Raw genomic sequence first — 23,731 nt, 5'->3', positions numbered from 1 at the left:
TGTGAGATTTTCTCGTGAATGGCTGACTTGTGAACCAATAACTAAAAATGAAACCAGGTGCGGTAGTGAAGATATTACTCGTTGAGGATGATGAACTGTTTCGCTTGGGTTTGCGAATGCGGTTACAACAGGAGACGGGTATAGAAATCGTAGCTGAGGCAGAAGATGGTGAGCAAGCTGTAGAACTAGCTAATCGTTATCTGCTGGATTTGGTTTTGCTAGACGTTGGTTTACCAGGGATTGGTGGAATAGAAGCTTGTCGTCAAATCAAGCAGCAGCACCCAGATTTACCAATTTTAGTTTTAACATCTCGTTCGGAAAAACCTTTGATTGCGCGGTTAATTGAAGCAGGGGCGCAAGGTTACTGTCTCAAAGGAATCCCACCAGAGTCTTTAATATTGGCACTGCGTTCGGTAGCAGCAGGCGCTTCTTGGTGGGATCAAACAGCAACCACAGAAATTCGAGCCGCTTTTGGCGCAAACAATACAGCAGCGCCCATACAAAATAAGCAACCAGCAGATAATCCCTTAACCAAGCGCGAGCAAGAAATTCTGGCACTAGTGGCTGCTGGTAAAAGCAATCAAGAAATAGCAGAAATTCTCTATATTGCTTCTGGTACAGTACGGGTTCATGTCCATGCGATTTTGCACAAGTTAGAAGTACGCGATCGCACTCAAGCCGCAATATTGGCTATACAGAAAGGATTAGTAGCAAAAGAATTGCTGCGCAATTCGTAACAGTTATCAGTTATCAGTTATCAATTGTTCGCTGTTCACTGTTCCCTGTTCCCTTCCCTTAGCAATTTACTTGAGCCAAAATCAGTCATGATAAAAGTATAGCCATTGTTCTATGCTGGGAAAGCTATGACTAATATCCCGCTTTTTGCTAATCGCACTCAAGCTGGTGAGCAACTGGCGCAAGCAATTGACGCTATTTTGACCCAGCAAATTGCTGATCAAGTTACAAACCCTGTTACAATTGTTTATGCTTTGCCAAGAGGAGGAATACCAGTAGCAGCAGCAGTCGCGCGTCTCCTCAACTGTCCGTTAATGATAGAGGTGGCGAAAAAAATTGGTCATCCGGAAAATCCTGAGTTAGCTATTGGCGCGGTTACTGCTTCCGGAAATGTTCTTTGGGATGAGCACAACATATTTTTTCGCCATACACCGAAATCAGGGTGGCGGGAAAGAGCTTTGGATGCAGCTATTAGTCAAGCTAAGTCTCTTCAGGCTAAATTAAGTCCTGCTTGTCCGCAGGTGAACACTCAAGGTGCTACCCTCATCTTAGTTGATGATGGTATTGCCACAGGTATGACAATAGCAGTCGCGGCAACATCTCTCAAGGCACTCTCGCCTGCAGAAGTTTGGTTATGTAGTCCAGTAGCGCCTTTGGAATTGTCACCCTGGTTGGATCAGTGGGGCGATCGCGTGGTTATCCTATCAACACCAAAACCTTTCTTCAGTGTCAGCAATTTTTACTTAGAATTTCCTCAGGTACAGACAAAGGAAGCTTTTGATTGTCTACTACAACAAAACCAGGACAAAATGAATCCTCAAAAACAAATTTGATCCTTCATAGCGTGATCATTTTTGTCTGTAGCCGATTGCGAATAATCTACTCCTGAGTCTTACGAGTCTTCGAGAAACTTAGCTAGCTCTAAACTTTCTTCATAGTAATTAATTGCTTTAACATAATCGCCCAAGGCTTCACAAGCAACTCCCAAACTACCTAGTGATTGTTCTTCAGTGCGCTTGTCTTTCAGTGCCCTAGCTAATAATAAACGTTGCTCGTAGTACGCGATCGCTTTGGCAAAATCCCCTAGGGCATAACAAGCATTACCCAAATTGTGTAACACCTGAAGTGCAGTGCGGTGATTGTTTAGCGAGTAAGCTCTTTTGATACACTGCTGGTAGTAGGCGATCGCTTTGGCAAAATCTCCTAAACCATACCAAGTGTTGCCCAAATTCTTTAGCACCTGCTCTTCGCCCCAATGATCTTGGAGTTCTCGTACAATTTCTAAGCTTTGCTGTTTAAATTCAATTGCCTGATCAAGGTCACCCAAAGCTTTATAGACCAATCCCAAATTATTGAGTCCCGCTACCTGACTTCGCTTATCTCCTAGTTGCTGCGCTGTTTTCAAACACTTTTGTAGAAATTCAATTGCTTTGTTATATTCACCTAAATGACGATAAGCATTGCCTAAATGCGAAAGAGCCTGCATTTTTATAACTTGTAAGTTGGTGACATCATTTATTAAAAGTAAACATTGTTTTGAGTGGGAAATTGCACTTTTGTAGTCTCCTAAGTGGTAAACTATGTAAGCTAAACAAGAAAGTACTTGCGCTTGTTTTTCAATGTCTCCCACTGCTTGAAATAACGCAAGGGATTCTTGCAAAGACCTCATAGCGGCAAGTGAATCCCCAGCTTGCTGCTGTTGGACTCCTTCTCGTAATAACCTGTTTGCTTCTTCATAGTGGTCTTGTTGTCTCTGGGGAACTAGCATTTCCTCATGTGAATCCCTGAAATCATCAGAAATACTGACATGTTCCCTTTGTGTTAGGCATGCTCTAAGTGATTCCACGGGAACTATGTTTTCGACCTGGAATTCCATTCGTTTTTCCACATCAACCTATCTTTGTTAATAGTGGTGATACATAATAGTGTTCCCAAAATTAGAGTGCATATCTCACGGGAAGATGGAGAATATAGAAATTGAGGATTGTTTTTGAGGATGAGGGGTCAGTAGGCAACTCCAAAGCCCTTGAAGATTGCAGTGGAGTCGTGAGAATGACGATAGAAAGAGTCCTAGAACCGGAAGTCATGGATAGTTTAGAGGAAGCCATTGAGTATGATGCAATGGACTTCGTCACAGTAAATACTGCTTTTGCTGAAGAAGCAAGCGCTTTTGGGCCAAAGGAACAGGGTTTAGTACTTGATGCTGGTACTGGTCCTGGTCGTATTCCAGTTTTACTGTGTCAAATGCGTCCCCAATGGCAAGTTATCGCTATTGATTTGGCTCAAAGTATGTTACAAATAGCGTCACAACACATTCAGCAGGCTGGTTTACAACAGCAAATTCGTCTGGAATTAGTAGACACAAAAAACTTGCCTTATCAAGATCAGCAGTTTGATATGGTTGTGTCAAATAGTCTCATCCACCATTTGCCCGATCCGTTACCTTTCTTTAGCGAACTTAAGCGTGTCTTAAAACCGAATGGTGGTATTTTCATCCGCGACTTATTTCGACCAGCTGATGAAATCACAATCAATGCTTTGGTGAATAATATAGGAACAGAATACAATCCCCATCAAAGTAAGTTATTTCGTGATTCTCTTCACGCTGCACTCACACTGGATGAAGTGAATCAGTTGATTTCACGGGTGGGGTTGCAAGAAGTAAAGGTCTATCAATCAAGTGACTGTCATTGGACTGCACAACGCGCTTGGAGTGATTGAGTTGGGAGTTTGAAGTCGGAAGTTTGAAGTCGGAAGTTGGGAGTTGAAAGTCGGAAGTTGGAATCTGTTCCTGGGGGGCAATACGGTTGCTGTTAAGGATTTTTGGTGAGATTTGGTGATGTGTAGAGACGTAGCATCCTACGTCTCTACATTATGGATGTTGGTGTATGTGATTCAAATGAGAACCGTTATAATTAACCGAATTTGATATTACGCCACGTTTGCCTTAACTAAATTTTCTCTACCTTGAATGACTTTTGCCGACTCAACTTTGTCACCCGCCTTGAGTTGTTGCAAAACATCTTTACCTTCAGTGACGTAGCCAAAGACTGCGTAACGACCATCCAACAAGTTGCGTCCTGCTGGAGTGAGTTCCGGTTCAAACAAGAAGAAGAAGACTTGTGATGAACCACCATTGTTATCATCTTCAGGACGTGCCAAGGCTACAGTACCATAAGCAGAGAAAGGTAGAACAGGTAAATCAGTGTAACGACCAGCCTCCTCTAAAGTGATACCGTAAGTAGGTTCTTTGTCACCTCTTACAATATATTCTAGTGGAATGGCGCGGTATTTACGTGTTTTTGGGTCAATAAAGCCGACATCTTTACCTGGTGGGTCTCCAGTTTGTACAACGTAGGATTCTTCTGAACGGGTAAATTCTAAGCCATTATAAAAACCCCGTTGCACCAAATCCACAAAGTTCCCAGCAGTGACAGGGGCGCTGTAGCCGTCTACAACAACTGTCAGGTCGCCTTTGTTAGTTTTCACTTCCACAGTGGCACGACCTTTGAGTTGAGGTAAATTGCTGTATTTGGCTGGCACTTCAAAGGGAAATTCTGTCACCATTGACTCTTCTAGTTTGCCGACAAGACTCAGCAATTTGGCACGTTGATCCTGAACTTGTTCTTTATCTTTTGTTTTGGCCACTTCTTGCAAAGCATTTACGCCGGATTTTAATTCAGCAATCATAGCTTCAGCTTCGCTTTGGCGTTCTTGTGGAACATCTGCCAAAATTTTGGAGGGTTGACCGAGAATTCGCGATGCTTTGCTGAGGTCTTGAGAAACAGCACCCCAACGTCGATTGGCTCGCAGTTGAGTGCTAATGTCCTCCAAAGAAGCTTGCAGTTGCCGTACAGGTTTATTATCTATTGGAAGTGAGTAGCGCAATAGAGAATTGCCGTCAGTAATGGCATTCCCTGCTGGTAACAGTCCAGCGCTACTAGAAGGAGTCCATGCGGCTGTACTTATCCCTAAAAATAGAGTTACCAGCAGCAGTGCTATTGGGCTGTTCTTCAGCCAGGATTTCAATATTTTGAACATAAGATAGCTCAAATGCAGCATCAAATTGTTGACTGGGCGTCACCCAACAATTATCTTCCCACAGTACAGGAAGCACTTTCGCTTTGATATCAAGTTACATCCTTAGAAAACGTAAATCTAGAAACCCGGTTTGGTGGAACTCGACTTTAGGGATTATGGCAATTTTAAACGAATAATCATGGCAAGGTTTCAACTTTTGGGCGATCGCGTCCCTTGCGCGTGTTCCCTTGGGACTCAGCGGCTCCCTGCTGGAGCATCGCCTGAGATTATTCTCAAATGCTATTTGGATCAATACCCAACTCTCTCAACTTTGCTGCTAGTCTTTGTTGGTGTTGTTCAGCAAGTTCCCTTTGTTGTCGTTCGCTTTGAGCAACTTCATCAGCAGTCAGATATCGCTTACCTTCCTTATCATGCCAATACAATACTTCTCGCTTCACCACACCAGAAGTATAACTTCCACGTCCAATTCCCAATCCTACTTCTGGCATCCAAAACGGTTCTTGTATTTGCTGTTGATACTCTCCATCTACCAATTTATACAATTCAAAGGGTTGATGTTGGTCGCGTCGCCAATACTGAGGATTATAAATAACGTAATACAAAACTCCTAGTTTTGCATAAATTTCTAGCTTCTTGTCATACTCATCCCCAGGTGTTTTGGAAACCACTTCCAAAGCGAACTTGGGTACTATTTCCTCCTCTTCCCAGACTGCGTAGCTCAAACGAGACTTTCCTGCTTTGCGTCGTTCCACACCCAAGCTGAAAAATCCATCTGGTATGACTGGTACTAAGTGACTCACTCCTGTTGTGTGGTAAATACCCATATCAATACCAAAAAACCAATCATTCCGATTTGCCCAAATGGATTCGAGGATAAATAATAACAGGTTGGGGAGAAAATTCTGGTCTTCGTTATCCACGGGTGTATCGTCTGAACATGGTAGTTCTTCGGTAGTTGGTAGGGTGAAGCGTGGTTCAGACTGTACCATAGGTAGGACTTTCAAGTAATTTGACCGATGGATGTGGTGCCTCAGATTCTATTCTAGAAAAAATTAGACCATCTGTTTGTCAGTTATCAGTTGCAGGCATTTTCAGGTAAATAGCACTTACGCACAAGTGACGAAAAAACAAGATTGTGAGATTGCTTCCTTACGTCGCAATGACACAACTACGTTTCCTTTGCGTAAGTCCTGACAAGCTTAATGAGACTGCAAAAAATAAAAATTTATATACTGAGCAAAAATGTCCAGAATAACAAACCCACCTGACGCGACTGTCACAGCTGCGTCTTGCTCTCATAGAAACCTCGCGGGATGCGGGAAACGAGCGCGTCTTTAGACCCTTCGACAAAGCTCAGGGCAAGCCTGAGAGGGAAGCGACACGAGCGACTTTAGTCGCCTTCAACATTCACCTCATCAATAAGTTTATCAACGAACTCTCTTATCCGTCCCTGCCAGTCAGGGACGGATTTTAACTTGTCTTTTACTCCTGGTAAAACCTTAAAGCAAACAGGATCTTTGTCAAATGGTTGTTCGCTCGTAAAGCCTAATTTATGTTTTTTCTGGAATGGCATTGTTTTTACTGTATATATGCATATACTAATATATAGCACATTGGAAGTCGAGACAATGTCTAAAACAAAAAAGTCAATGGGAGTGCAGCAAGTCTTGCTGCGTCTCAGTGATGAAACCAGGTCAATATTAGAGTATCTCTCTCAACAATCAGGCAAGTTATACAACAATGGTGTGTATTTTGCTCGTCAAACATTTTTTAAAACTGGCAAACTGTTAACTGGCAAATTTGATTTAGCTTTTGAAGCGTCAGTTTCAAAGACTTTGATTGCTCAATCGTTACCATCAACGCCTATGCAGCAAACATTGATGTCAGTAACAGAAGCTTTTAAATCTTTTAAAGAACTTAGAGAGCTATATTTCAAAGGTCAACTACATTTTAAGCCTAAGCCACCTGATTATCTCAAAGGGTCTAAGTTGTTCAAAGTTGCTTATCCAAATTCTGGTGGACAAAAGCCAACACTTATTGATGGGCGGCTTAGATTTTCTTTGGGACTAACCGTCAAGCGCTGGTTTGGAACATCTGAGTTCTTTCTTCCAATGCCTTCAAACATTGACTACTCACCGGTTAAAGAGTTTACCATCCTTCCCAATAATGGGGCTTTTTACCTTGAAATTTCCTATGAGGTGGAAAAACAAAAACACAAGTTAGATATTAATCAAGCATTATCAATTGATCTTGGCACTGCTGATAATCTTGCTGCTTGTGTTGATACTTTGGGAAATTCTTTGTTGATTGATGCTCGCGCAATGAAAGCGATGAATCAACTTTGGAATAAGAAAGTATCAACACGTAAAGAAGGCAAGGCAGAGGCTTATTGGGACAATTGGTTAGACTGTGTAACTCGTAAGCGCAACCATCAAATGCGCGACGCAATCAATAAAGCAGCAAAGCTAATTATTAACCACTGCCTTAAACATGGTATTGGAACATTAGTAATTGCTTGGAACGAGGGTTTTAAAACTAACGCCAATATGGGTAGGTTGAACAATCAAAAGTTTGTTCAAATGCCTTTGGGCAAACTCAAAGATCGACTAAAACAGCTTTGCGATTTGCATTGTATTAGATTTCAGGAAACCGAAGAATCTTACACCTCAAAAGCTAGTTACTTAGATGGAGACTCCCTACCCAAGTATGGCGAAAAGCCAGAGGGGTGGAAAGCGTCAGGTAAGCGCGTTGAACGTGGATTGTATCGGTCAGCCAAAGGTTTTATCGTTAACGCTGACCTTAATGGGGCGGCAAATATTCTTAAGAAAGTAGGCAGCAATCTAAGCATAGACTTAGGCTTACTGGGTAGACGGTGTTTGACAACCGTAGCGAGAGTTAGGCTTTGGGCGCTGCCTGAAACTACTTTGTCCGCAGAAACGAGCGTGGCTTCAGCCCTGAGAGTGTCAATTCCTAATAGTCGTCGCGTCTAAATAACCCCAATAACGGACCAAGAATCACACCAAACACAAAGCCACCTATATGCGCCCAGTAAGCAACTCCTCCCGTCTCCACACTCATGTTAGCGGCTGCTTGCAGGTTGGCAAGACCAGATATCACATTCTGAACAAAGAAAAGTCCTATTACTACAACTGCTGGAATTCTAATTGTCGTGACGAAAAAACCTAAAAAGATTAACGATAGAACTCTTGTATCGGGAAAGCGGATAATGTAAGCGCCTAGAATTCCAGCAATAGCACCACTTGCCCCCAAAGATGGAATTCCAGAATTGACACCTATCACCCACTGACATAAAGCTGCTAAGGCACCGCAACTCAGATAAAAAATTAAGTATTTAAAATGACCTAAGCGATCTTCAATATTGTTGCCAAAAATCCATAGATACAGCATATTGGAGAGCAAGTGCCACCAACCGCCGTGTAAGAATTGGGAAGTAAATAAAGTTGTCCACTCAGCAGCAAAGTTGTTTGTTAACTCTCGTGGTATAACCGCATACAACTGGAAAAATTGCTCTATTTGTGCATTTGATAGACTCACCTCATGAAGGAAAACTAAGACGTTCATGCCAATCAACCCATAGGTAATATATGGGGTGATTCGTGTTGGATTTTCGTCGTACAGGGGAAACACAGGTGTTTTTCCTAATCACTGATTAAGTGCAATATATCTTGTAAAACTGGCAGTTGCTGAATATTTAGGAATTTTAACTGCTGCTATTCAGCTGCAAGAGAAAATCCACATTTGGCAAACTTAAGAACGAATCACAAGTGCCAACTCTATTGAGGGCACTTGCTTTGTACTATCTGTACCAAGATTCTTGCCTTGGTTTGTCGCTAAATAAACCCAACAATGGACCGAGAATTGCCCCAAAAACAAAACCACCTGCATGTGCCCAGTAGGCAATACCACCACTTTCCATGCCAACATTAGTCGGTGTTTCTAGACTGGCTAATCCGTAGAAAGCTTGTTGGATAAACCAAAATCCCAGAAAGAAGTATGCTGGGACACGAAATGTGGGGAAGAAAATTCCTAGAGGAACGATCCCGAGAATTTCTGCTTGGGGGAAACGGAGAATGTATGCCCCTAACACGCCGGCGATCGCACCACTTGCTCCCAAAGAAGGAATTGAAGACCCTTGTGCAAAGTACCACTGGGCTAGTGATGCCAAAATACCGCAACTTATATAGAAAAACAAATATCTGACATGACCCAATTTGTCTTCTACATTGTTACCAAAAATCCACAGGAACAGCATATTACCAGCCAGGTGCAGTAAACCGCCGTGCAAAAATTGCGAAGTAATCAAAGTTAACCATTCTGGCACTGGTTGGTTAACTGAAATTCCCGCAAAGCTAGCAGTGAGTTCTCGCGGAACAACAGCCGCAAGGTGTAAAAATCCGTCTAATTGTCGTGCAGGTAAACTTGCTTCGTAAAGAAAAGCCAAGACATTGACAGCAATCAGTCCATAAGTTACATATGGGGTGATTGTCGTCGGATTATCATCTCTAATAGGAACCACAGGCGTTTTTTCCGATTTTTGAGGAACCAGCCTCACATTATCTAATTTTTCGTGTGTTTTCTTCTAGCCTGTGGAGGTATTTAGCACAATCAATAGTCATCAGTGAACAGTGAACAAAATTACTAGTGATAACTGCTAACTGATAACTGATAACTGTTCACTGCTTAATAATTCTTCATCGCCCGTTGCATGTCACGCTGATCTTGGCGTCGTTTGATGTCTTCGCGCTTATCATGAACTTTTTTACCTCTGGCAAGAGCTATAGTTATTTTCACCCAACCACGTTTGAGATACATCTTCAAAGGTATTAAAGTTAAACCCTGCTGTTCTACTTTGCCAATAAGCTTGCGAATTTCCTCGCGATGCAGCAACAGCCTGCGTGTGCGGCGAGGTTCATGGTTAAAATACTGTCCACTAGCATTGTAAGGCGAGATATGCGCGTTAAGAAGCCATGCTTGACCATCACGGATTAAGGCATAACCATCTTGGAGATTAACCTTGCCCGCACGAATTGACTTCACCTCGGTTCCTGTCAATTCAATTCCAGCTTCGTAGGTTTCGAGAATTTCGTATAAGTAACGGGCTTGACGATTGTCGGTAACAACTTTGTAACCTTGGCTGTTTTCACTCATTTATAATTCTACGTATGTCTAATGTGTTAGAAAAGATAGTGTATGGTCGTTTGTCATAGGTGCGGATACTAAACCGCGATCAATATTCAACTGAATATCAGTGTTATCCTACTAATTTAGCTTTTTTGTACTGTTTTAGGTTGTTTGTATTGTTAATTAACTTTTGCAACTGTTGTAGCTTATTTAAGGTTGTTCATCCCCGTTTGTCTAACTTATTTTTACTAGGTGATAATGAATGAAACATTGTTAACAAATACAAACTTAGTATTTTTGTTGTGTAAAGGTTGAGATAATTTTGTACTTCCTCAGTGTGAGTTTATAACAAACTCATTTTATAGCCGCAGAATGATTTTGTTCATGTCTTGCATGAGTAGATTGGTGAATGAACTCTCAAAGCTTGAGGAAGTTAAATCATGAAACGTCAATTAACTAAAGTCATTGGTACCAGTGTTATCGCTTTAGGTATGGCATTGCCCTTTAGTGTCCCCGCTTCTGCCCAGACTACAACAGATCCTGGAACTACCACCGCCCCAGGCACGACAACCAACACAAGAACCTATAGTGACAATGATTTTGATTGGGGCTGGTTGGGATTATTAGGTTTGGTAGGTTTAGCTGGTTTGGCTGGCAGAGGACGCCGTGAGGAACCAACCCGTTACCGTGATCCTAATACGGTTGGCACTACTAATTACAGAGAGTAACTCTATTCTGTGTGCAACGAGTCAATACAAAATGAAACAACAAAAAGACACAAAGCCTTAGACTGGATATCTAAGGCTTCTTTTGAGCTTATTGATCAAGGACAGTCTAGTCTTGCAAAGACTGTCCTTAACTATTGTAAACAAGAGTTAGCCAGCTGTAGGCTCTGGATTCGGGGAATTTAATTCTGTGGCTCGCCCTTGCGGTATAGATTTGTAATAGCAGGCAATTAAGCCAACCATCAGCCACCATACGGTATTGACTTCAGGACGAAACCAAACGGTATCAAATAAGTTGTGGGCAAGTGTACCAGCTAGGGCAGCGATCGCCCCCATTATCCAAAATCCATCCACACTTTTGATTTCTCGTAGCCGTCGTAACTGCACTAAACCCGTATTAAATATTACAATCAGCAGCCAAAGAAAACAAGCGAAACCAACAAAACCAGTTTCTACAATCACCTCCAAGAAAATTGAATAAGCACTCAAAGCGCTATAACGCGGAAGTTGATAAATCGGGTAAATTTTATTAAAGGCACTGTGACCTGGTCCAATACCAGTGATTGGATAATCCTGAATCATCTTGAAGACCGCAGTCCAAACATTTCTGCGAAAGTTATTACTACTATCTTGTCTATCAGCAAAGATACTGAAAACTCGCTCACGTACTGGCTCAACAAACACTACAGCTATCACCAATACACCAGTCAAGCTAGTCAAAAGAATCCACGGCAAACCAGTACGCCAGAAAGGAGGCATTTGCACGCTCCACCAGTAGTACAGCAATCCTATTAAGATCAGAACTGCAACGACTAGCCCAATCCAGCCACCACGACTAAAAGTCAGAATTAGGCATGAACCATTAACAACACACATGGTTAATGCCAATGCTTTTTTGAACCAGCTAGCCCACGCAAAAACTGCGACTATGCTTAAAACCACAGCAGGCAAAAGGTATCCAGCCAGCAAGTTAGGATTGCCCAAATAACTATAAACCCTTGTGGTCTTTGACATAGTTGATGTTGGATCAACCCACGTCGCCAGTGGTGGTGCTCCAAAAAACCATTGTCGTAACCCGTATACACTCACAATCAAAGATATGTGCAAGTACAGCGTAATCAGCCATTGGCGAAAGCGAGGCAATCTCAGAACTCTAGCACACAGGGCAAACAGGAGCAAATAGAGTGTAAAATTCCTCAAATCGGTCAACGCTGCCATCTTCACAGGTGACAATGCTGTAGCTACGACAGCTATTCCCCAATAAAGCAGTACCAGCAAATGAATCGGGGTAACACTTGAGGCATTTGGTGTTGTTTCATCTGATAAAGTTAATAGCAGCCAAAATCCGGCACAACCTACCAATATCAATCCCAATAGGTCATTGGACATAAAAGGTGCAAGAGCATACACCAGGCTGAGTAAAACAGCTGCTATTGTTTCTCCCCACTGCATTAATAGACTGCTTTGTCGCCAAGAACGGAACAGCCCCACCAAAGAGCGGTGCAGGTAACTCGTGCCAAGATATTGTCTTAGAGGCAGATAGGATAAAGTGAATCGTTGCCAAACTAAATTCATAGTATCAAGCTGTGATGAATTAGCACGAACCGTGTAGAACTTCGACAATGATGATAATCTGGGTATTTTAAAAAGTTCATAACACAGATTGCAAGTTATTATTCATTCGTTCCTAACTGCCATCCGCCATTGTTAATCATTTGAACAATTTGCACTTGTTTAGCTAATTGAACACAAGTTATCTATAGGAATCCGGTTTTATTTGGTGAATCACCCGTAGAGACGCTTAACGCTTAACGCTTAAGAAGCAATAAAAGTGTACCTAGCTTCGTCAAAAATCAAATACGAGTCCTATAGTTTGGCATCAACACGATTCTTTGCCTGAGTCAGACATCGCTCTTTGCTTGCGCTGTGTCTAAATTCAGTGGCAAACTCAGTACATAACGATATCCTGATTGTGATGAACCTTGAATAACAATTTGTCCACCATGTAACTCTGCCACATGACAACTCAGTAAAAGTCCTAAGCTTTCACGAGAAAGATAAGCGTGAGACTTGGTTGCACTAGTGCTTGACATATCCACGATTAAGTTTCCTGTTTGCTCTTGATTCTCTAAATGACCACTATGAGTTGAATGATTACGTGTCAGTTCTTGCAATGGTAATGTTCTGCTATGAGAAAACAAAGGATCAACTTCAGTTATCCCCTCACCTAGCCAAGGATGTGACACCCAGACAGTGATGTTTAGTGTGTCATCTTTGGAAGAAACATGAATGCGAACAGTACTACCTGTAGCTGAAACCTGAATCACACTGAAAAGCAGGTGATATAGGATTTGTCGCACCTTGTCTTTATCCAAAGAGCAAATGCGGTTGCGTTCTGGTTCTATAGACAAACGAATATCTTGCTCACGGCGGTTAGCTGCTTCTTCTAAAGTGCTGATCGCCTGTTGACACAGCATTTCAATATCGATTGGAGTTAAATTTAATGCTGTTGGGTTTTCCTCCATAGTCCCCATCTGAGAAATTTCGTTCACCAATGAGAGCAAGTACCGACCACTGTGTTGAATAATATCCACATATTCTCTTTGTTTATTTGTCAAGGGACCATAAATCTCACGTCCCAAGACACTAGCCATGCCTAAGACTGATGTTAAGGGAGTGCGTAACTCCTGAACGAGTTGTCCTAACAGTTCCAATTTCAGTTGGTTGGTAAGAACTAAATCTTTTTGTATAGATGGGCTGATTTTGATTTCAGTAGTATTAACAACATCCTTCTGTGAAAAGTTAGAAGTACTACCAGGAATACTATTACTTGAGGTTGTTTCCAACAGACGGTTACGCTCAAACTCACTCATACTCCAACGGGCAATAATTTGTATACATTCAATCTCTTTATCTGTGAAATCGCGGGGTTTTATATCCATTACTGCTAATGTACCCAGACAATGCCCACAAGCATCAAACAGTGGCGCTCCCAGGTAAGAACGAATACCATAATCTTGGATCAACTTGCTATACGGAGAACTGTCTGCTCTTGTCAAATTTTCCGTATCATTAATGACAAGAGGTTGTCCAGTTTCTACCACCTTAGTACAAAACGATTCCTCACGTAACAGTTCACGGCTTTGTGCGAGATGATTCATAATTCCTCCCCGCAGCTTTGATAAGCCCAGAGATGATTTGAACCAATGGCGTTCTTGATCCACGAATCCCAAAATGCAAATTTGTGCTTCCAACAAGTGGGCTGCAGTTTGAGTAGCCTCTTCAAAAACTGGAATTGTCTCGCTTTGGCGCAAACCTAAATCTAATAAAACTTTAAGGCGTTGTCGTTCTCCCGTTTCCTGGAAAACCCAGTCATCCCCTGAGGTAAACAATTTGTTTTCAGACTCTACCATTGTCATCGCTACCTTAACAGTCTCTTACTAGAGTAATTTATATAACCACTGTTTCTGGGTTATTTACTATGCTTAAGATTCCCTAATTCGCTTCAAAATGAACATATTTAGATGATTTTTTTTTAATATATGTTTGACTTGAAGTACTAAAAAATACGTAGAAATAGCTTGCTTTTCTCACAAGGTAATGGAATATTCTTGAATCAGTATCTATAATGAGCTACTGTTATAATTCAGTTTATTGTATAAAAAAATAAAATATTTCAGTATTAACACTATCGTACGGAGGAAGGACATATCACAATCAACTACAAGGCTTATCATCAATGATCACAAATCAATTTTTATGTTTTTATACTAAACTAGAATTGGATTTGGGCAACATGTTAGATCCCACATTCTGCATCTGGATATGTAACATAGTATAATCACTGTTAAAATTGCTTATTTTTATGTATTAAATAGAAATTTTTAGTAAGCAAATTCCAGTCAAAAAACAGTAAGTATCTTAGATAGCATTCCTAGTACAGCACGGCGTAAGTTAACCAGGTATTACTGTGGGAGAATGAGTAATTAGATTAAAAGTAGTTTTTGCTGAGAAGCGGAGAATTAGGATGTGGCAGGATTAGCTCCAAAACAATTAAACTTAAGCGATGGCGATCGCTCAGAACTGCAAGAGTTGGTAAACCGACACAATACAGGGCAACAAATAGTACTACGTGCAAAAATAATTCTTCTAGCGTCAGAGGGGAAAAATAATGGCGAAATTGCTCGAACATTAAATATAAGTCTGGATATGGCTCGTTTATGGCGAAACCGATGGTTTAAAACTAGCGATAAAAAGTTGCCTACTTTTGAGAGACTACGAGATTCGGAGCGTATTGGGGCACCAGTAAAATTTAGTATGGAGCAAGTAATCAAACTGTTTGCCCTTGCATGTTCAAAACCCGAAGACTACGGACGACCAATAAGTCATTGGACACCAAGAGAACTAGCAGACGAAATTATAAAGCAAGGGATTATTGAAAGCATATCTGTCCGCCATGTTGGAAGATTACTAGAAGAGGCAGAACTTAAACCCCACCAGAGTAGTTACTGGTTAACCCCCCCCTAAGGACGAAGAATTTGACGTAAAAGTTGAAGATATTACTGGTTTATACATAAGTGCGATTGAACGTTATCAAAACGCAGAGCGTACAATATCAATTGATGAAATGACGGGTATTCAAGCTACAGAGCGTCTAGAAAAAGATTTACCGATGCGACCTGGTAAAGTTGAAAGAAGGGAGTTTGAGTATATTCGTCACGGTACACAGAGTTTAATTGCTAATTTTGATGTCGCTACTGGTAAGATTATCGAGCCTACTTGTGGAGATTCTCGAACAGAAGTTGATTTTGTTCTCAATATTCGTCGAATCATTGAAAGTGAACCCAATGCTAAAAAATGGCATCTAATCATGGATTGTCTGAATACGCATCAGTCTGAATCGCTGGTTCGTTTGGTTGCAGAAAAAGAAGGTTTGAATATCGATCTGGGTATTAAAGGAAAAAGGGGAATACTCAAATCCATGAAATCCCGTGCTGCTTTTTTAAGTGACAAAACACATCGAATTGTTTTCCATTACACCCCTAAACACTCTTCTTGGCTCAACCAGATTGAAATTTGGTTCAGTATTTTGGTTCGTAAGTTACTTCAGCGTGCTAGCTTCAAGAGTCAGGATGACCTAAAAACCCGAATTCTTGAATTTATCGACTACTTTAATAAAACAATGGCTAAACCTTTTCAGTGGACATATAAGGGTAAAGTGTTAGCTGTCTAATACTTGGTTTATTTACGCCGTGCTGTACTAGTAGTTAAAAACCCGTAAAAACCGATACCGTCAGTTGAGAGTGCGGAATATCGGTTTTATATTAATATGCGATTCCAATATGAATTAAGTTGTCATAATCATTCATTTGATTGAATCTCTAACAAAATACTTTCAATAAGTAGCCCTCATGAACTGCATACACTCTAGTGGGAACGCCCACATCTTACGGTGAGTAAGCGCTGCGATCCTTGTCTCCCTTCGCAGCGCTAGTTTTACGAGATACCCTACGGAAGAGCCAGTACTTGATGAGGGTCTCCCGACAGAGGATAAGAGCGTTGGAAATCCTCCTGGGTGTAGTAACTCCCCATGAGGAACTACCATGCATGGTCTCCCAACAACTCAGCATCACGCGCGATGCTTGTACCTTTTTTACCGTTTATCATTCTGACTACTGTTAGCGCAGCGAGGCGCAGCCCGTTCTTTTTTCAGTCAGAAATATAAAGTTAATCAAAACTTTAGGATTTCTTCATAATAAAACTTTGACAAAACTATAGTATTTAGTACAGCAATTGTGACAGAAAATACTAGGGACTTGCCTAAAAATGAATAATAAGACTGTAACGGTTCCTTTTGTAGACCTAACTTTACAGCATCAACCAATTCAAACTCAATTACAACAAGCAATCCAAGGTGTAACGGAACGGGGAGATTTTGTTTTAGGGCAAGCACTCAAAGAGTTTGAAGCAGCTTTTGCGGCTGCGTCTGGCGTAGAGTATGGAGTTGGTGTTGCTTCGGGAACTGATGCGATCGCCCTCGGTTTACAAGCGTGTCATATTGGTCCTGGAGATGAAGTCATTTTACCAGCAAACACCTTTGTTGCGACGTTGATTGGGGTAATACGTGCAGGGGCAAAGCCAATTTTTGTAGATTGCGATCCACAAACAGCTTTAATTGATTTAGAAGCTGCAGCGCGGGCAGTTACACCTCAAACCAAAGCAATTCTTCCAGTACATCTTTACGGTCAGATGGTGTCGCCACGGCAGTTGTTAGATTTTGCCGAGACTTTCAAAGTGCTGATTTTTGAAGATGCAGCACAAGCCCACCTAGCCGAACGAGAAGGATATCGCGCAGGTTCAGTGGGAAGCGCAGCAGCTTTTAGTTTTTATCCCAGCAAGAATTTAGGGGCATTTGGAGATGGCGGGATGTTATTAACGCGAGATCCAGATGTCGCTCAAAAAATGTTACGCTTGCGCAATTATGGCGCGGCTCAAAAATACATTCACGTTGAAGAGGGAACCAATAGCCGTTTAGATACAATTCAAGCAGCAGTGTTGCACGAGAAATTACCATATTTGCCACAATGGAATCGCGATCGCCTCAATGCAGCCCAGCAGTACGACATTGAACTAGCACCTCTAGCATCAAGCGGACTCATTCCCATACAAAACCACAGTAGCGAGGGACACGTTTATCATCTTTATGTCATCAGAGTAGATGATTCTTGTGGTGTACAACGTCAGCAACTTCAAGAACAACTCGCACAAGTGGGGATTCAAACTGGCGTTCACTACCCAATTCCTTGTCATCTCCAACCAGCATTCACCCACCTAGGCTATCAAGTCGGGGACTTTCCCAATGCTGAAATGCTGTCGAAGCAAATACTATCCTTACCCATGTATCCTGGTTTAAGTCATAGCCAAGTTCAGCAAGTAGTATCGGCTATCACATTAATTCTCAGCGGTGAACATCAAAAAATTCTGTGTCTTTAAGAAAATCTCATTATTGATTCTTTATCATAAAAGCTATGCAAATTCGGCACCAGCTGAAAAATGCAAATACCACACGCCTGATTACTCCAGCTATATTAGGCATTTTGCTACTGCTTTATGCTCCTGTGTTATTTTACTGGGTGCAAGGTTGGCTCAACAAAAGTATCAGTATCGAACACGAATATTTTAGCCACGGTATCATTGGTTTACCCTTTGCTGCATACCTTTGCTGGTTGAACAGAAAAAAATGGCAAAGACTACCAGATTTTTCCCATCCTTTGGGCGTGGCGTTGTTAGTACTGGGAGGAGTTTTTTACCTGAGTGGTGTCAGCGAGTGGGTTAATCTTTCCTTTCCAACTATACTGACAGGGTTGTGTTTGTGGCTTAAGGGAATTCCTGGCTTAAAATTGCAAGGATTTGCTTTAATACTAGTACTTCTTGCAACACCAACATCAGTTCCCTACCTCATCACTCCCTACACATTGCCCCTGCAGAGTTTGATCGCGGGTACTGCTGGCTTCATACTCAGTCAGATTGGTATGCAAGTCACTGTCGAAGGAGTAAATATATATGTCGGGGGAAGAATTGTAGAAGTTGCACCCTACTGTGCAGGGCTGAAAATGCTATTTACGACTTTTTATGTTGGCTTGATGCTGCTTTATTGGACAGGTGCTTTATCCTCCCGCCGCAAAAGTATTTGGTTTTTATCTATTGCAGTCTTAATTAGTATTTGCGCCAATATCGTTCGTAACACATTACTGTCCTTCTTTCATGGCACAGGACAAGACGGAGCTTTTCATTGGCTGCATAATGGTTGGGGTGGTGATTTGTATTCTGCTGTTATGCTGCTTTCATTGGTGCCAACTCTAAATTGGATTGAGAAATATTTTGCCGAAGTTTCGGAGTAAAATTTTGTCTAAGTACTGTAAAGTTCACTGATGATTTCTTTTTCCAAGTTTCTCAAGGAGCAGCGGTTTTCTCAGATAGTAGCCCTTTTGTTGCTATTAGTACTGTTGCTTATAGGAGCAATTCCTGGTTACCTGACAGGACACTGGCAATGGCAGGAATTACCACGAATAACTCGTCTGCAGGAGTTGAAAAATTTACGTCAAAAGGGATTGATCCTTCCTGGTTGGCAGACTATAGAACAGCGAGAACAAGAGATAGGGGAAGGCACATGGTCTTATCAGTTTATTCAGAAAAAAAGCGACAAAACCAAAGCAGTTCTGCTTTTGCGACCACAAACAGGATCTAAAGATCAGCCTGTGGTGGAGTGGACGGAAATAAACAGCCTTTGGCAGTGGAAGATAGCTCAGTATCGCTCTGCTGATTTTACTGTTAAACCGCAAGGGACAGGGTCAAATCCTGCTGAAACAAAAGTACAAGCTAGGTTCTTTCGTGCCTCAACAAATCAGCAGACTTTTGCGGTTTTGCAATGGTATGCCTGGTTCAATGGTGGTAGTTCATCACTTTTCCCCTGGTTTATCGTCGATCAGCTAGCACAGTTGCAAAAAAAACGCGCTCCTTGGGTTGCTGTGAGTATTCTTATTCCTATGGAACCATTAGGGCAGGTGGAAACAATTTGGAATGAAGCTAAATCTCTCGGTCAAACAGTGCAAGCTGTTTTGATGGCAGGTCCAGTGTCAAGTCATTCGCCAATACAGTTGTATAAAAATAACAAAAAGTAAAGTTTTGCCATAAAAAAGGTACTTTTCACTCTCTTAATTAAAGTAAAGTTATAACTCTGTTATATACATTGGCACTTCATACTATAAGTAAGTTATAGTGCCAATGTCTATTGTTTCTGGTTGTCGTATGCGCTTGTTTAACGCCCTGTCTTTTGCTGGTCTGTACGTAGGCGTTTCTTTGGTAACAATTGTCCAACCGGTTGTTGCTCAAACATCAACGCAGAAACGAACGCCAGGACAAACTCCCGCACCTGTACTTAATACTCCAGCAAGACAGGCTCCCGTACCTGTACCTAATACTCCAACAGGACCATTACTACGACAACCTCCCCCAGCTCCGCCCAGTAGTACTGACTTTGTCGCTCCTGGTCTTCGAGAAGGGATGTCGCCGCAATTGAACCGCTACCTCTTGGGACCAGGAGATAGCATTAACATTTTGGTTCAGCGTCCTCCTGGCTCCTATCGTCTAGGACCCGGAGATAGCATTGGAGTTTCAGTTGTACGTTTCCCAGATTTAAGCTTTCAAGCTCTGATTAACCCCGAAGGAAACATCGTCGTACCATTACTGGGAACAGTGTCACTTAAGGGATTGACTCTACAACAAGCACAACAAAAAATTCGCTCAGGCTATAATCGTTTCGTGGTCAATCCAAATGTGACATTCTCATTGCTGGCGCAGCGCCCAGAATTCAATTTTTCGGCTCAAATTAATCCTGAGGGCAATATCATTGTGCCACAAGTAGGCACAGTATCGCTACAAGGCTTGACTTTGGAAGAAGCGCAAGAGAAAATTCGCTTAGCTTTGAGTCGCCAATTAGTTAACCCATTAGTGTCACTATCACTAATAGGACAGCGACCAGTTCAAATCACTATTAATGGGGAAGTCAATCGACCAGGAGTTTATCCTGTTAACTCAATAACGCCTCGCGTTAGCGATGCATTGCTCTTAGCTGGTGGTTCTGCGATGATGGCAGATTTGCGTCAAGTCCAAGTACGCCGGAAGCTAGTAGATGGCTCTGTGGTTTCACAAACTCTCGACCTGTATACTCCATTACAAAATGGTGGTGAAATACCTAACCTCCGCTTGCAGGACGGCGATGCGATCATTGTGCCACGTCGGGAAATTGCAAACGATAAGAGTTATGACCGCGCATTGGTATCTCGCTCAACTTTAGCAACACCACAGATTAGAGTTCGTGTTTTAAATTATGCTGGTGGGGGAATAGTCACTGTTCCTTTGCCTAATGGTAGTACTTTTATTGACGTATTGGCAGGAATTAATACTGACAGTGCCAACCTCAGTGACATAGCTCTGGTTCGCTTTGACCCAGAAAAAGGTCGAGCGGTTAAGCAATCGATTAATGCTAAAAAAGCTTTGTCAGGGGATGGATCTCAAAATGTCGCACTTCAAGATAACGATGTTATCGTAGTAGGACGAACCCTAATTGCTAAAATTACTAATATCATCGGTACAATTGCCCGTCCCTTCTACGATATTCGTACCTTTCTCGGCTTCTTCGGTGTCAATGACAACAGATACTAGATTAGTAGTCCTTGCCAGCCGTGTGTAAGAGAAGGAAGAGGAATGAACTTATGAAATAATTTCTAATTTCAGACTCCTCAAAACCGAAATTATATAAAAATTGTAGTCTAATTTATACTTAGTTTTGATTTGCTGCTGCCATGACTCCACCAATTGTAAAACGCTACCTCATTGCTTTCGATAAGTACAAGTGGATTGGACTAGCTAGTTTTGGTCTAGTTGTAGCGGGATCAATGGTGGTGGCATTGCAACCACGACAATCTAGATATGTAGCGAACGGCGCACTGACCTATAATCGCCCAACAGTTTCTTTTTCCGCAACAGGTAATGAAATTAATCTGCAAGGGCAGGAACTGAGCCAAGATATTTTGTTATCAGAGCCAGTCATTGATGCAGCAGCAGCAAAAGTTAATGTCAAGCCAGCAAAAATACGTCAAAATGTCGTGCTTACGATGCCTGACAAAGACGCAAAAACTACAGGAGACAAACAACCCACACCCACACTCATCGATCTGAAATATAACGATACTAAGATCCAGTCAGCACAAGAAACATTGCAGGCATTGATGGAGGCAATGATCGCCCTGAGTGCCGAAATTAATACACGGAGATTAAAAGCAGTTATTGGTAAAGTTAATGAACGCTTGCCACAAGCGAAAAAAGAACTACAAGTGGCTGAGCAGAAGTTAGAAGTGTATGATCGCAAAGAGCGACCAGCAATATTGGCAGCAGAAAATGGAAGTTTGCTCAACGCAGTGACTAGTAGCCAAGTACAGCAACGACAAACTCAATTAGTTCTTGCTGGAATTGATACTCAAATTCGCAGCATACAAGATAAGTTGGGTTTAAACGTCAACCAAGCTTATGTCTCTTCTGCTTTAAGTGCTGATCCAATTATTGCTAACGTGCGAGCACAACTTTACCAAATTGAATCCCAAATTGAAATTCTAAAGAAAGAAGGTTTGCGCCCCGAACACCCGACAATGATTCAGTTGCGCAATCAGAAAGAAGGTTATGAGAACTTACTTCGGCAACGTGGTGCTGAAGTTGTAGGCGGGAAAGACGGAACAGCGCCGCTTCCAGCTACTACGGCCATTCGCTCCCGAAGCAACCTAGATCCAGCCCGACAGCAGCTGGCAAATCAGATGGTTGCTTTGCAAACCCAGCGCGAAACACTGCAAGAGCAACTTGTTGACCTCACAAAAGATGAAGCACGATTGCGGAATGAGTATTCGCTGATACCCAACAAGCAATTGGAGCGATCGCGCTTAGAACAGGAGGTTGCACTCAAAAAAGCCGTCTATGACCAAATGCAGGTAAAGCTAACAGACGCAAAAACAGCAGAAGCTGAGACAGTCAGCAGTCTTGGAATTGCTAGACCACCAGTTGTGCTTGATGCTAATAAGGATCGTCTGAGTCCGCCAATTACCCTAGGTATAGGCAGTTTACTAGGATTGTTGGTAGGTGCCGGAGTTATATTTTTACTGGGATCATTGGAAGCAACCTTCAAGACCAAGGAAGATATCCGCGACAGCCTCAAACAACGAGAAGTTCCTTTGTTGGGCGAATTGCCTTTGATGCCAATTGATGGGTTAAATCTAGGTGAAGTGCCAGTGGTTCTTTCTCTAGATTCTTTGTATCTAGAGTTTTATGAAAAGTTCCGCAGTAATCTGCGCCGCGTTGGCGGGAGAAAATTGAAGGTGGTATTGATTACCAGCACCAGCAGTGGAGAAGGTAAGACAGTTAGCGCTTATAACTTAGGAATAGCATCCGCTCGTGCAGGGAAACGAACTTTGATTATTGAAGCAGATTTGCGATCGCCAACTCACTCTTCATCCCTAGGAGTGACTTCCGACCCCGATGCTACGATTGAACCTTTGCGTTATTACGGCAACTTGGGCGAATATATTCGCTTAGTGCCAGATATAGAAAATTTATACATTCTTCCTAGCCCAGGTCCTGTGCGTCAATCAGCGGCAATCCTAGAATCTAGTGAAATACGACGCCTGATGGAGGATGCACGCGAGCGTTTTGATTTGGTGATTTTAGACACTCCTGCTCTGAGTTTATCAAATGACGCTTTGTTAATACAGCCTTACACCGATGGCATTGTGCTAGTGACAAGACCAAACAATACACAAGAAAATATACTCACTGAAGCGATCGACCAATTGGTGGAATCTGACCTTGAGTTATTGGGAGTCGTGATCAACGGTACTGATATCACCATGCCTGTGCCTTACTCATATATGGGTTCAAACTATCCACCTGAAGAACCACAAGCACGAGTGATCAATGGAGCTAGGAGATAAGTCGTGCTGATGAAAAAGTAGCAGCTTGACCATAATATTGCTGCTGTTTATCTAAAACATTCCAAACGATACCATTTTCTAGGAAGAAGCGTTTACCAGTACTGGAGATGCGGACGCCAGAATAACTACTAAAACCTTTGCTTAGCGTCTCAGCTAGGAGTTTATTACGTTCTTCCTGCAAGACTTCCTGAACTGCCTTACGCGAAGGCGTTTGCATAAACTCTTCCCAAGAAAGTTCCCATAATTGTAATGCCTTACGATTACCATAGTTAAAGATTGGATCTGATTGGACACCGTGAGAGACTAAAACAAACGGTGCTTCAAACAGTCCCTTGGCTATTTCCTCTGGTGAGCCGCTAGCATCTAACAAACAACGTCCTGTCCAATTGTGAAAACTTTGGATCAGGCGTTGACTGTGACGAATGACCGTCTCTTGCTGCCAAGGAAGTTGTTTATCACGGTTCATAAATGTAGCGCGTTTATATAAGCATCAAAACCTGCGCCATTTTAACGTTTTTTCATACAAGATTATTAATTTAGCTGAGATTTTCG

22 protein-coding genes are annotated in these 23,731 nt (G+C 42.0%); 12 read left to right on the top strand and 10 right to left on the bottom strand.

Translation table 11 applies throughout. The features are described from left to right. The first annotated feature begins 47 nt into the window (after positions 1 to 47). Together DP114_RS10285 and DP114_RS10280 are read left to right on the top strand one after the other, a co-directional pair. The gene (locus DP114_RS10285; protein WP_169263427.1) at positions 48 to 737 is read left to right on the top strand and encodes a response regulator; all 690 of its coding nucleotides are present in this window, start codon (positions 48 to 50) and stop codon (positions 735 to 737) included. A 126-nt stretch (positions 738 to 863) separates the two neighbouring features. Continuing rightward, positions 864 to 1,568 carry a phosphoribosyltransferase gene (locus DP114_RS10280; RefSeq protein WP_171976035.1) on the top strand — a complete coding sequence of 235 codons (705 nt, stop codon included), beginning with the start codon at positions 864 to 866 and terminating at the stop codon, positions 1,566 to 1,568. 59 nt (positions 1,569 to 1,627) lie between these two features. On the opposite strand, the gene DP114_RS10275 is transcribed toward DP114_RS10280, so the two are convergent. Beyond that, positions 1,628 to 2,503, bottom strand: coding sequence for a tetratricopeptide repeat protein (locus DP114_RS10275; RefSeq protein WP_246163290.1), 876 nt, complete (start codon positions 2,501 to 2,503; stop codon positions 1,628 to 1,630). 290 nt (positions 2,504 to 2,793) lie between these two features. Between DP114_RS10275 and DP114_RS10270 the strand changes: the two genes are divergently transcribed. Continuing rightward, positions 2,794 to 3,456: a class I SAM-dependent methyltransferase gene (locus tag DP114_RS10270; protein WP_171978154.1), complete on the top strand. Its 663-nt coding sequence runs from the start codon at positions 2,794 to 2,796 to the stop codon at positions 3,454 to 3,456. A 210-nt stretch (positions 3,457 to 3,666) separates the two neighbouring features. Here the strand turns inward: DP114_RS10270 and DP114_RS10265 are convergent, their stop codons facing one another. From DP114_RS10265 to DP114_RS10255, 3 genes are all read right to left on the bottom strand, one after another. Beyond that, positions 3,667 to 4,797: a peptidylprolyl isomerase gene (locus DP114_RS10265; protein WP_171976033.1), complete on the bottom strand. Its 1,131-nt coding sequence runs from the start codon at positions 4,795 to 4,797 to the stop codon at positions 3,667 to 3,669. 251 nt (positions 4,798 to 5,048) lie between these two features. Beyond that, positions 5,049 to 5,765: a Uma2 family endonuclease gene (locus tag DP114_RS10260; protein ID WP_171976032.1), complete on the bottom strand. Its 717-nt coding sequence runs from the start codon at positions 5,763 to 5,765 to the stop codon at positions 5,049 to 5,051. 401 nt (positions 5,766 to 6,166) lie between these two features. Next, positions 6,167 to 6,349, bottom strand: coding sequence for a hypothetical protein (locus DP114_RS10255; RefSeq protein ID WP_169263430.1), 183 nt, complete (start codon positions 6,347 to 6,349; stop codon positions 6,167 to 6,169). Between the two features lie 76 nt (positions 6,350 to 6,425). Here DP114_RS10255 and DP114_RS10250 point away from each other — a divergent pair, with 76 nt between their 5' ends. After that, entirely contained in the window at positions 6,426 to 7,766 is a 1,341-nt protein-coding gene (locus DP114_RS10250; RefSeq protein WP_171978153.1) for an RNA-guided endonuclease InsQ/TnpB family protein, read from the top strand. Here DP114_RS10250 and DP114_RS10245 read toward each other — a convergent pair. From DP114_RS10245 to smpB, 3 genes are all read right to left on the bottom strand, one after another. Further along, positions 7,747 to 8,424, bottom strand: a complete 678-nt coding sequence (locus tag DP114_RS10245) for a rhomboid family intramembrane serine protease (RefSeq protein ID WP_171976031.1) — start codon at positions 8,422 to 8,424, stop codon at positions 7,747 to 7,749. The genes DP114_RS10250 and DP114_RS10245 overlap by 20 nt on opposite strands. Before the next feature lie 169 nt (positions 8,425 to 8,593). Further along, positions 8,594 to 9,313 carry a rhomboid family intramembrane serine protease gene (locus DP114_RS10240; RefSeq protein WP_169263454.1) on the bottom strand — a complete coding sequence of 240 codons (720 nt, stop codon included), beginning with the start codon at positions 9,311 to 9,313 and terminating at the stop codon, positions 8,594 to 8,596. A gap of 164 nt (positions 9,314 to 9,477) precedes the next feature. After that, complete coding sequence (gene smpB / locus DP114_RS10235) at positions 9,478 to 9,945, bottom strand: SsrA-binding protein SmpB (RefSeq protein ID WP_169263432.1); 468 nt, start codon at positions 9,943 to 9,945, stop codon at positions 9,478 to 9,480. Between the two features lie 413 nt (positions 9,946 to 10,358). Between smpB and DP114_RS10230 the strand changes: the two genes are divergently transcribed. Beyond that, positions 10,359 to 10,646 carry a WGxxGxxG family protein gene (locus DP114_RS10230; RefSeq protein ID WP_169263433.1) on the top strand — a complete coding sequence of 96 codons (288 nt, stop codon included), beginning with the start codon at positions 10,359 to 10,361 and terminating at the stop codon, positions 10,644 to 10,646. A 147-nt stretch (positions 10,647 to 10,793) separates the two neighbouring features. Here the strand turns inward: DP114_RS10230 and DP114_RS10225 are convergent, their stop codons facing one another. Together DP114_RS10225 and DP114_RS10220 are read right to left on the bottom strand one after the other, a co-directional pair. Continuing rightward, positions 10,794 to 12,218, bottom strand: a complete 1,425-nt coding sequence (locus tag DP114_RS10225) for an IctB family putative bicarbonate transporter (protein ID WP_169263434.1) — start codon at positions 12,216 to 12,218, stop codon at positions 10,794 to 10,796. A gap of 326 nt (positions 12,219 to 12,544) precedes the next feature. Next, positions 12,545 to 14,056: a GAF domain-containing sensor histidine kinase gene (locus DP114_RS10220; RefSeq protein WP_169263435.1), complete on the bottom strand. Its 1,512-nt coding sequence runs from the start codon at positions 14,054 to 14,056 to the stop codon at positions 12,545 to 12,547. A 616-nt stretch (positions 14,057 to 14,672) separates the two neighbouring features. Between DP114_RS10220 and DP114_RS10215 the strand changes: the two genes are divergently transcribed. The 7 genes from DP114_RS10215 to DP114_RS10185 all read left to right on the top strand — a co-directional run bounded on the left by DP114_RS10215 (position 14,673) and on the right by DP114_RS10185 (position 23,179). Beyond that, positions 14,673 to 15,170 carry a helix-turn-helix domain-containing protein gene (locus DP114_RS10215; RefSeq protein ID WP_169263472.1) on the top strand — a complete coding sequence of 166 codons (498 nt, stop codon included), beginning with the start codon at positions 14,673 to 14,675 and terminating at the stop codon, positions 15,168 to 15,170. A 31-nt stretch (positions 15,171 to 15,201) separates the two neighbouring features. Continuing rightward, positions 15,202 to 15,876: a transposase gene (locus DP114_RS10210; protein WP_256379389.1), complete on the top strand. Its 675-nt coding sequence runs from the start codon at positions 15,202 to 15,204 to the stop codon at positions 15,874 to 15,876. Between the two features lie 593 nt (positions 15,877 to 16,469). Beyond that, the gene (locus DP114_RS10205) at positions 16,470 to 17,636 is read left to right on the top strand and encodes a DegT/DnrJ/EryC1/StrS family aminotransferase (protein WP_169263436.1); all 1,167 of its coding nucleotides are present in this window, start codon (positions 16,470 to 16,472) and stop codon (positions 17,634 to 17,636) included. Positions 17,637 to 17,671: 35 nt separating this feature from the next. Then, complete coding sequence (gene crtB / locus DP114_RS10200; RefSeq protein ID WP_169263437.1) at positions 17,672 to 18,544, top strand: cyanoexosortase B; 873 nt, start codon at positions 17,672 to 17,674, stop codon at positions 18,542 to 18,544. 30 nt (positions 18,545 to 18,574) lie between these two features. Beyond that, entirely contained in the window at positions 18,575 to 19,324 is a 750-nt protein-coding gene (locus tag DP114_RS10195) for a cyanoexosortase B system-associated protein (RefSeq protein ID WP_171976030.1), read from the top strand. A gap of 103 nt (positions 19,325 to 19,427) precedes the next feature. Next, a complete protein-coding gene (locus DP114_RS10190; RefSeq protein ID WP_370469271.1) occupies positions 19,428 to 20,867 on the top strand; it encodes a polysaccharide biosynthesis/export family protein in 1,440 nt (479 codons plus the stop codon). 140 nt (positions 20,868 to 21,007) lie between these two features. After that, on the top strand, positions 21,008 to 23,179 hold the full coding sequence (locus DP114_RS10185; RefSeq protein WP_169263439.1) for a GumC family protein: 2,172 nt from the start codon (positions 21,008 to 21,010) through the stop codon (positions 23,177 to 23,179). Here DP114_RS10185 and DP114_RS10180 read toward each other — a convergent pair. Beyond that, positions 23,169 to 23,645, bottom strand: a complete 477-nt coding sequence (locus tag DP114_RS10180; protein WP_171976029.1) for an MEKHLA domain-containing protein — start codon at positions 23,643 to 23,645, stop codon at positions 23,169 to 23,171. The genes DP114_RS10185 and DP114_RS10180 overlap by 11 nt on opposite strands. Positions 23,646 to 23,731: the final 86 nt, after the last annotated feature.

It is taken from the genome of Brasilonema sennae CENA114 (assembly GCF_006968745.1).
Classification (GTDB): Bacteria; Cyanobacteriota; Cyanobacteriia; order Cyanobacteriales; family Nostocaceae; genus Brasilonema; species Brasilonema sennae.
The sequence above is the reverse complement of the archived record's forward strand: the minus strand, read 5'-3'. Positions and strand labels throughout refer to the sequence as shown.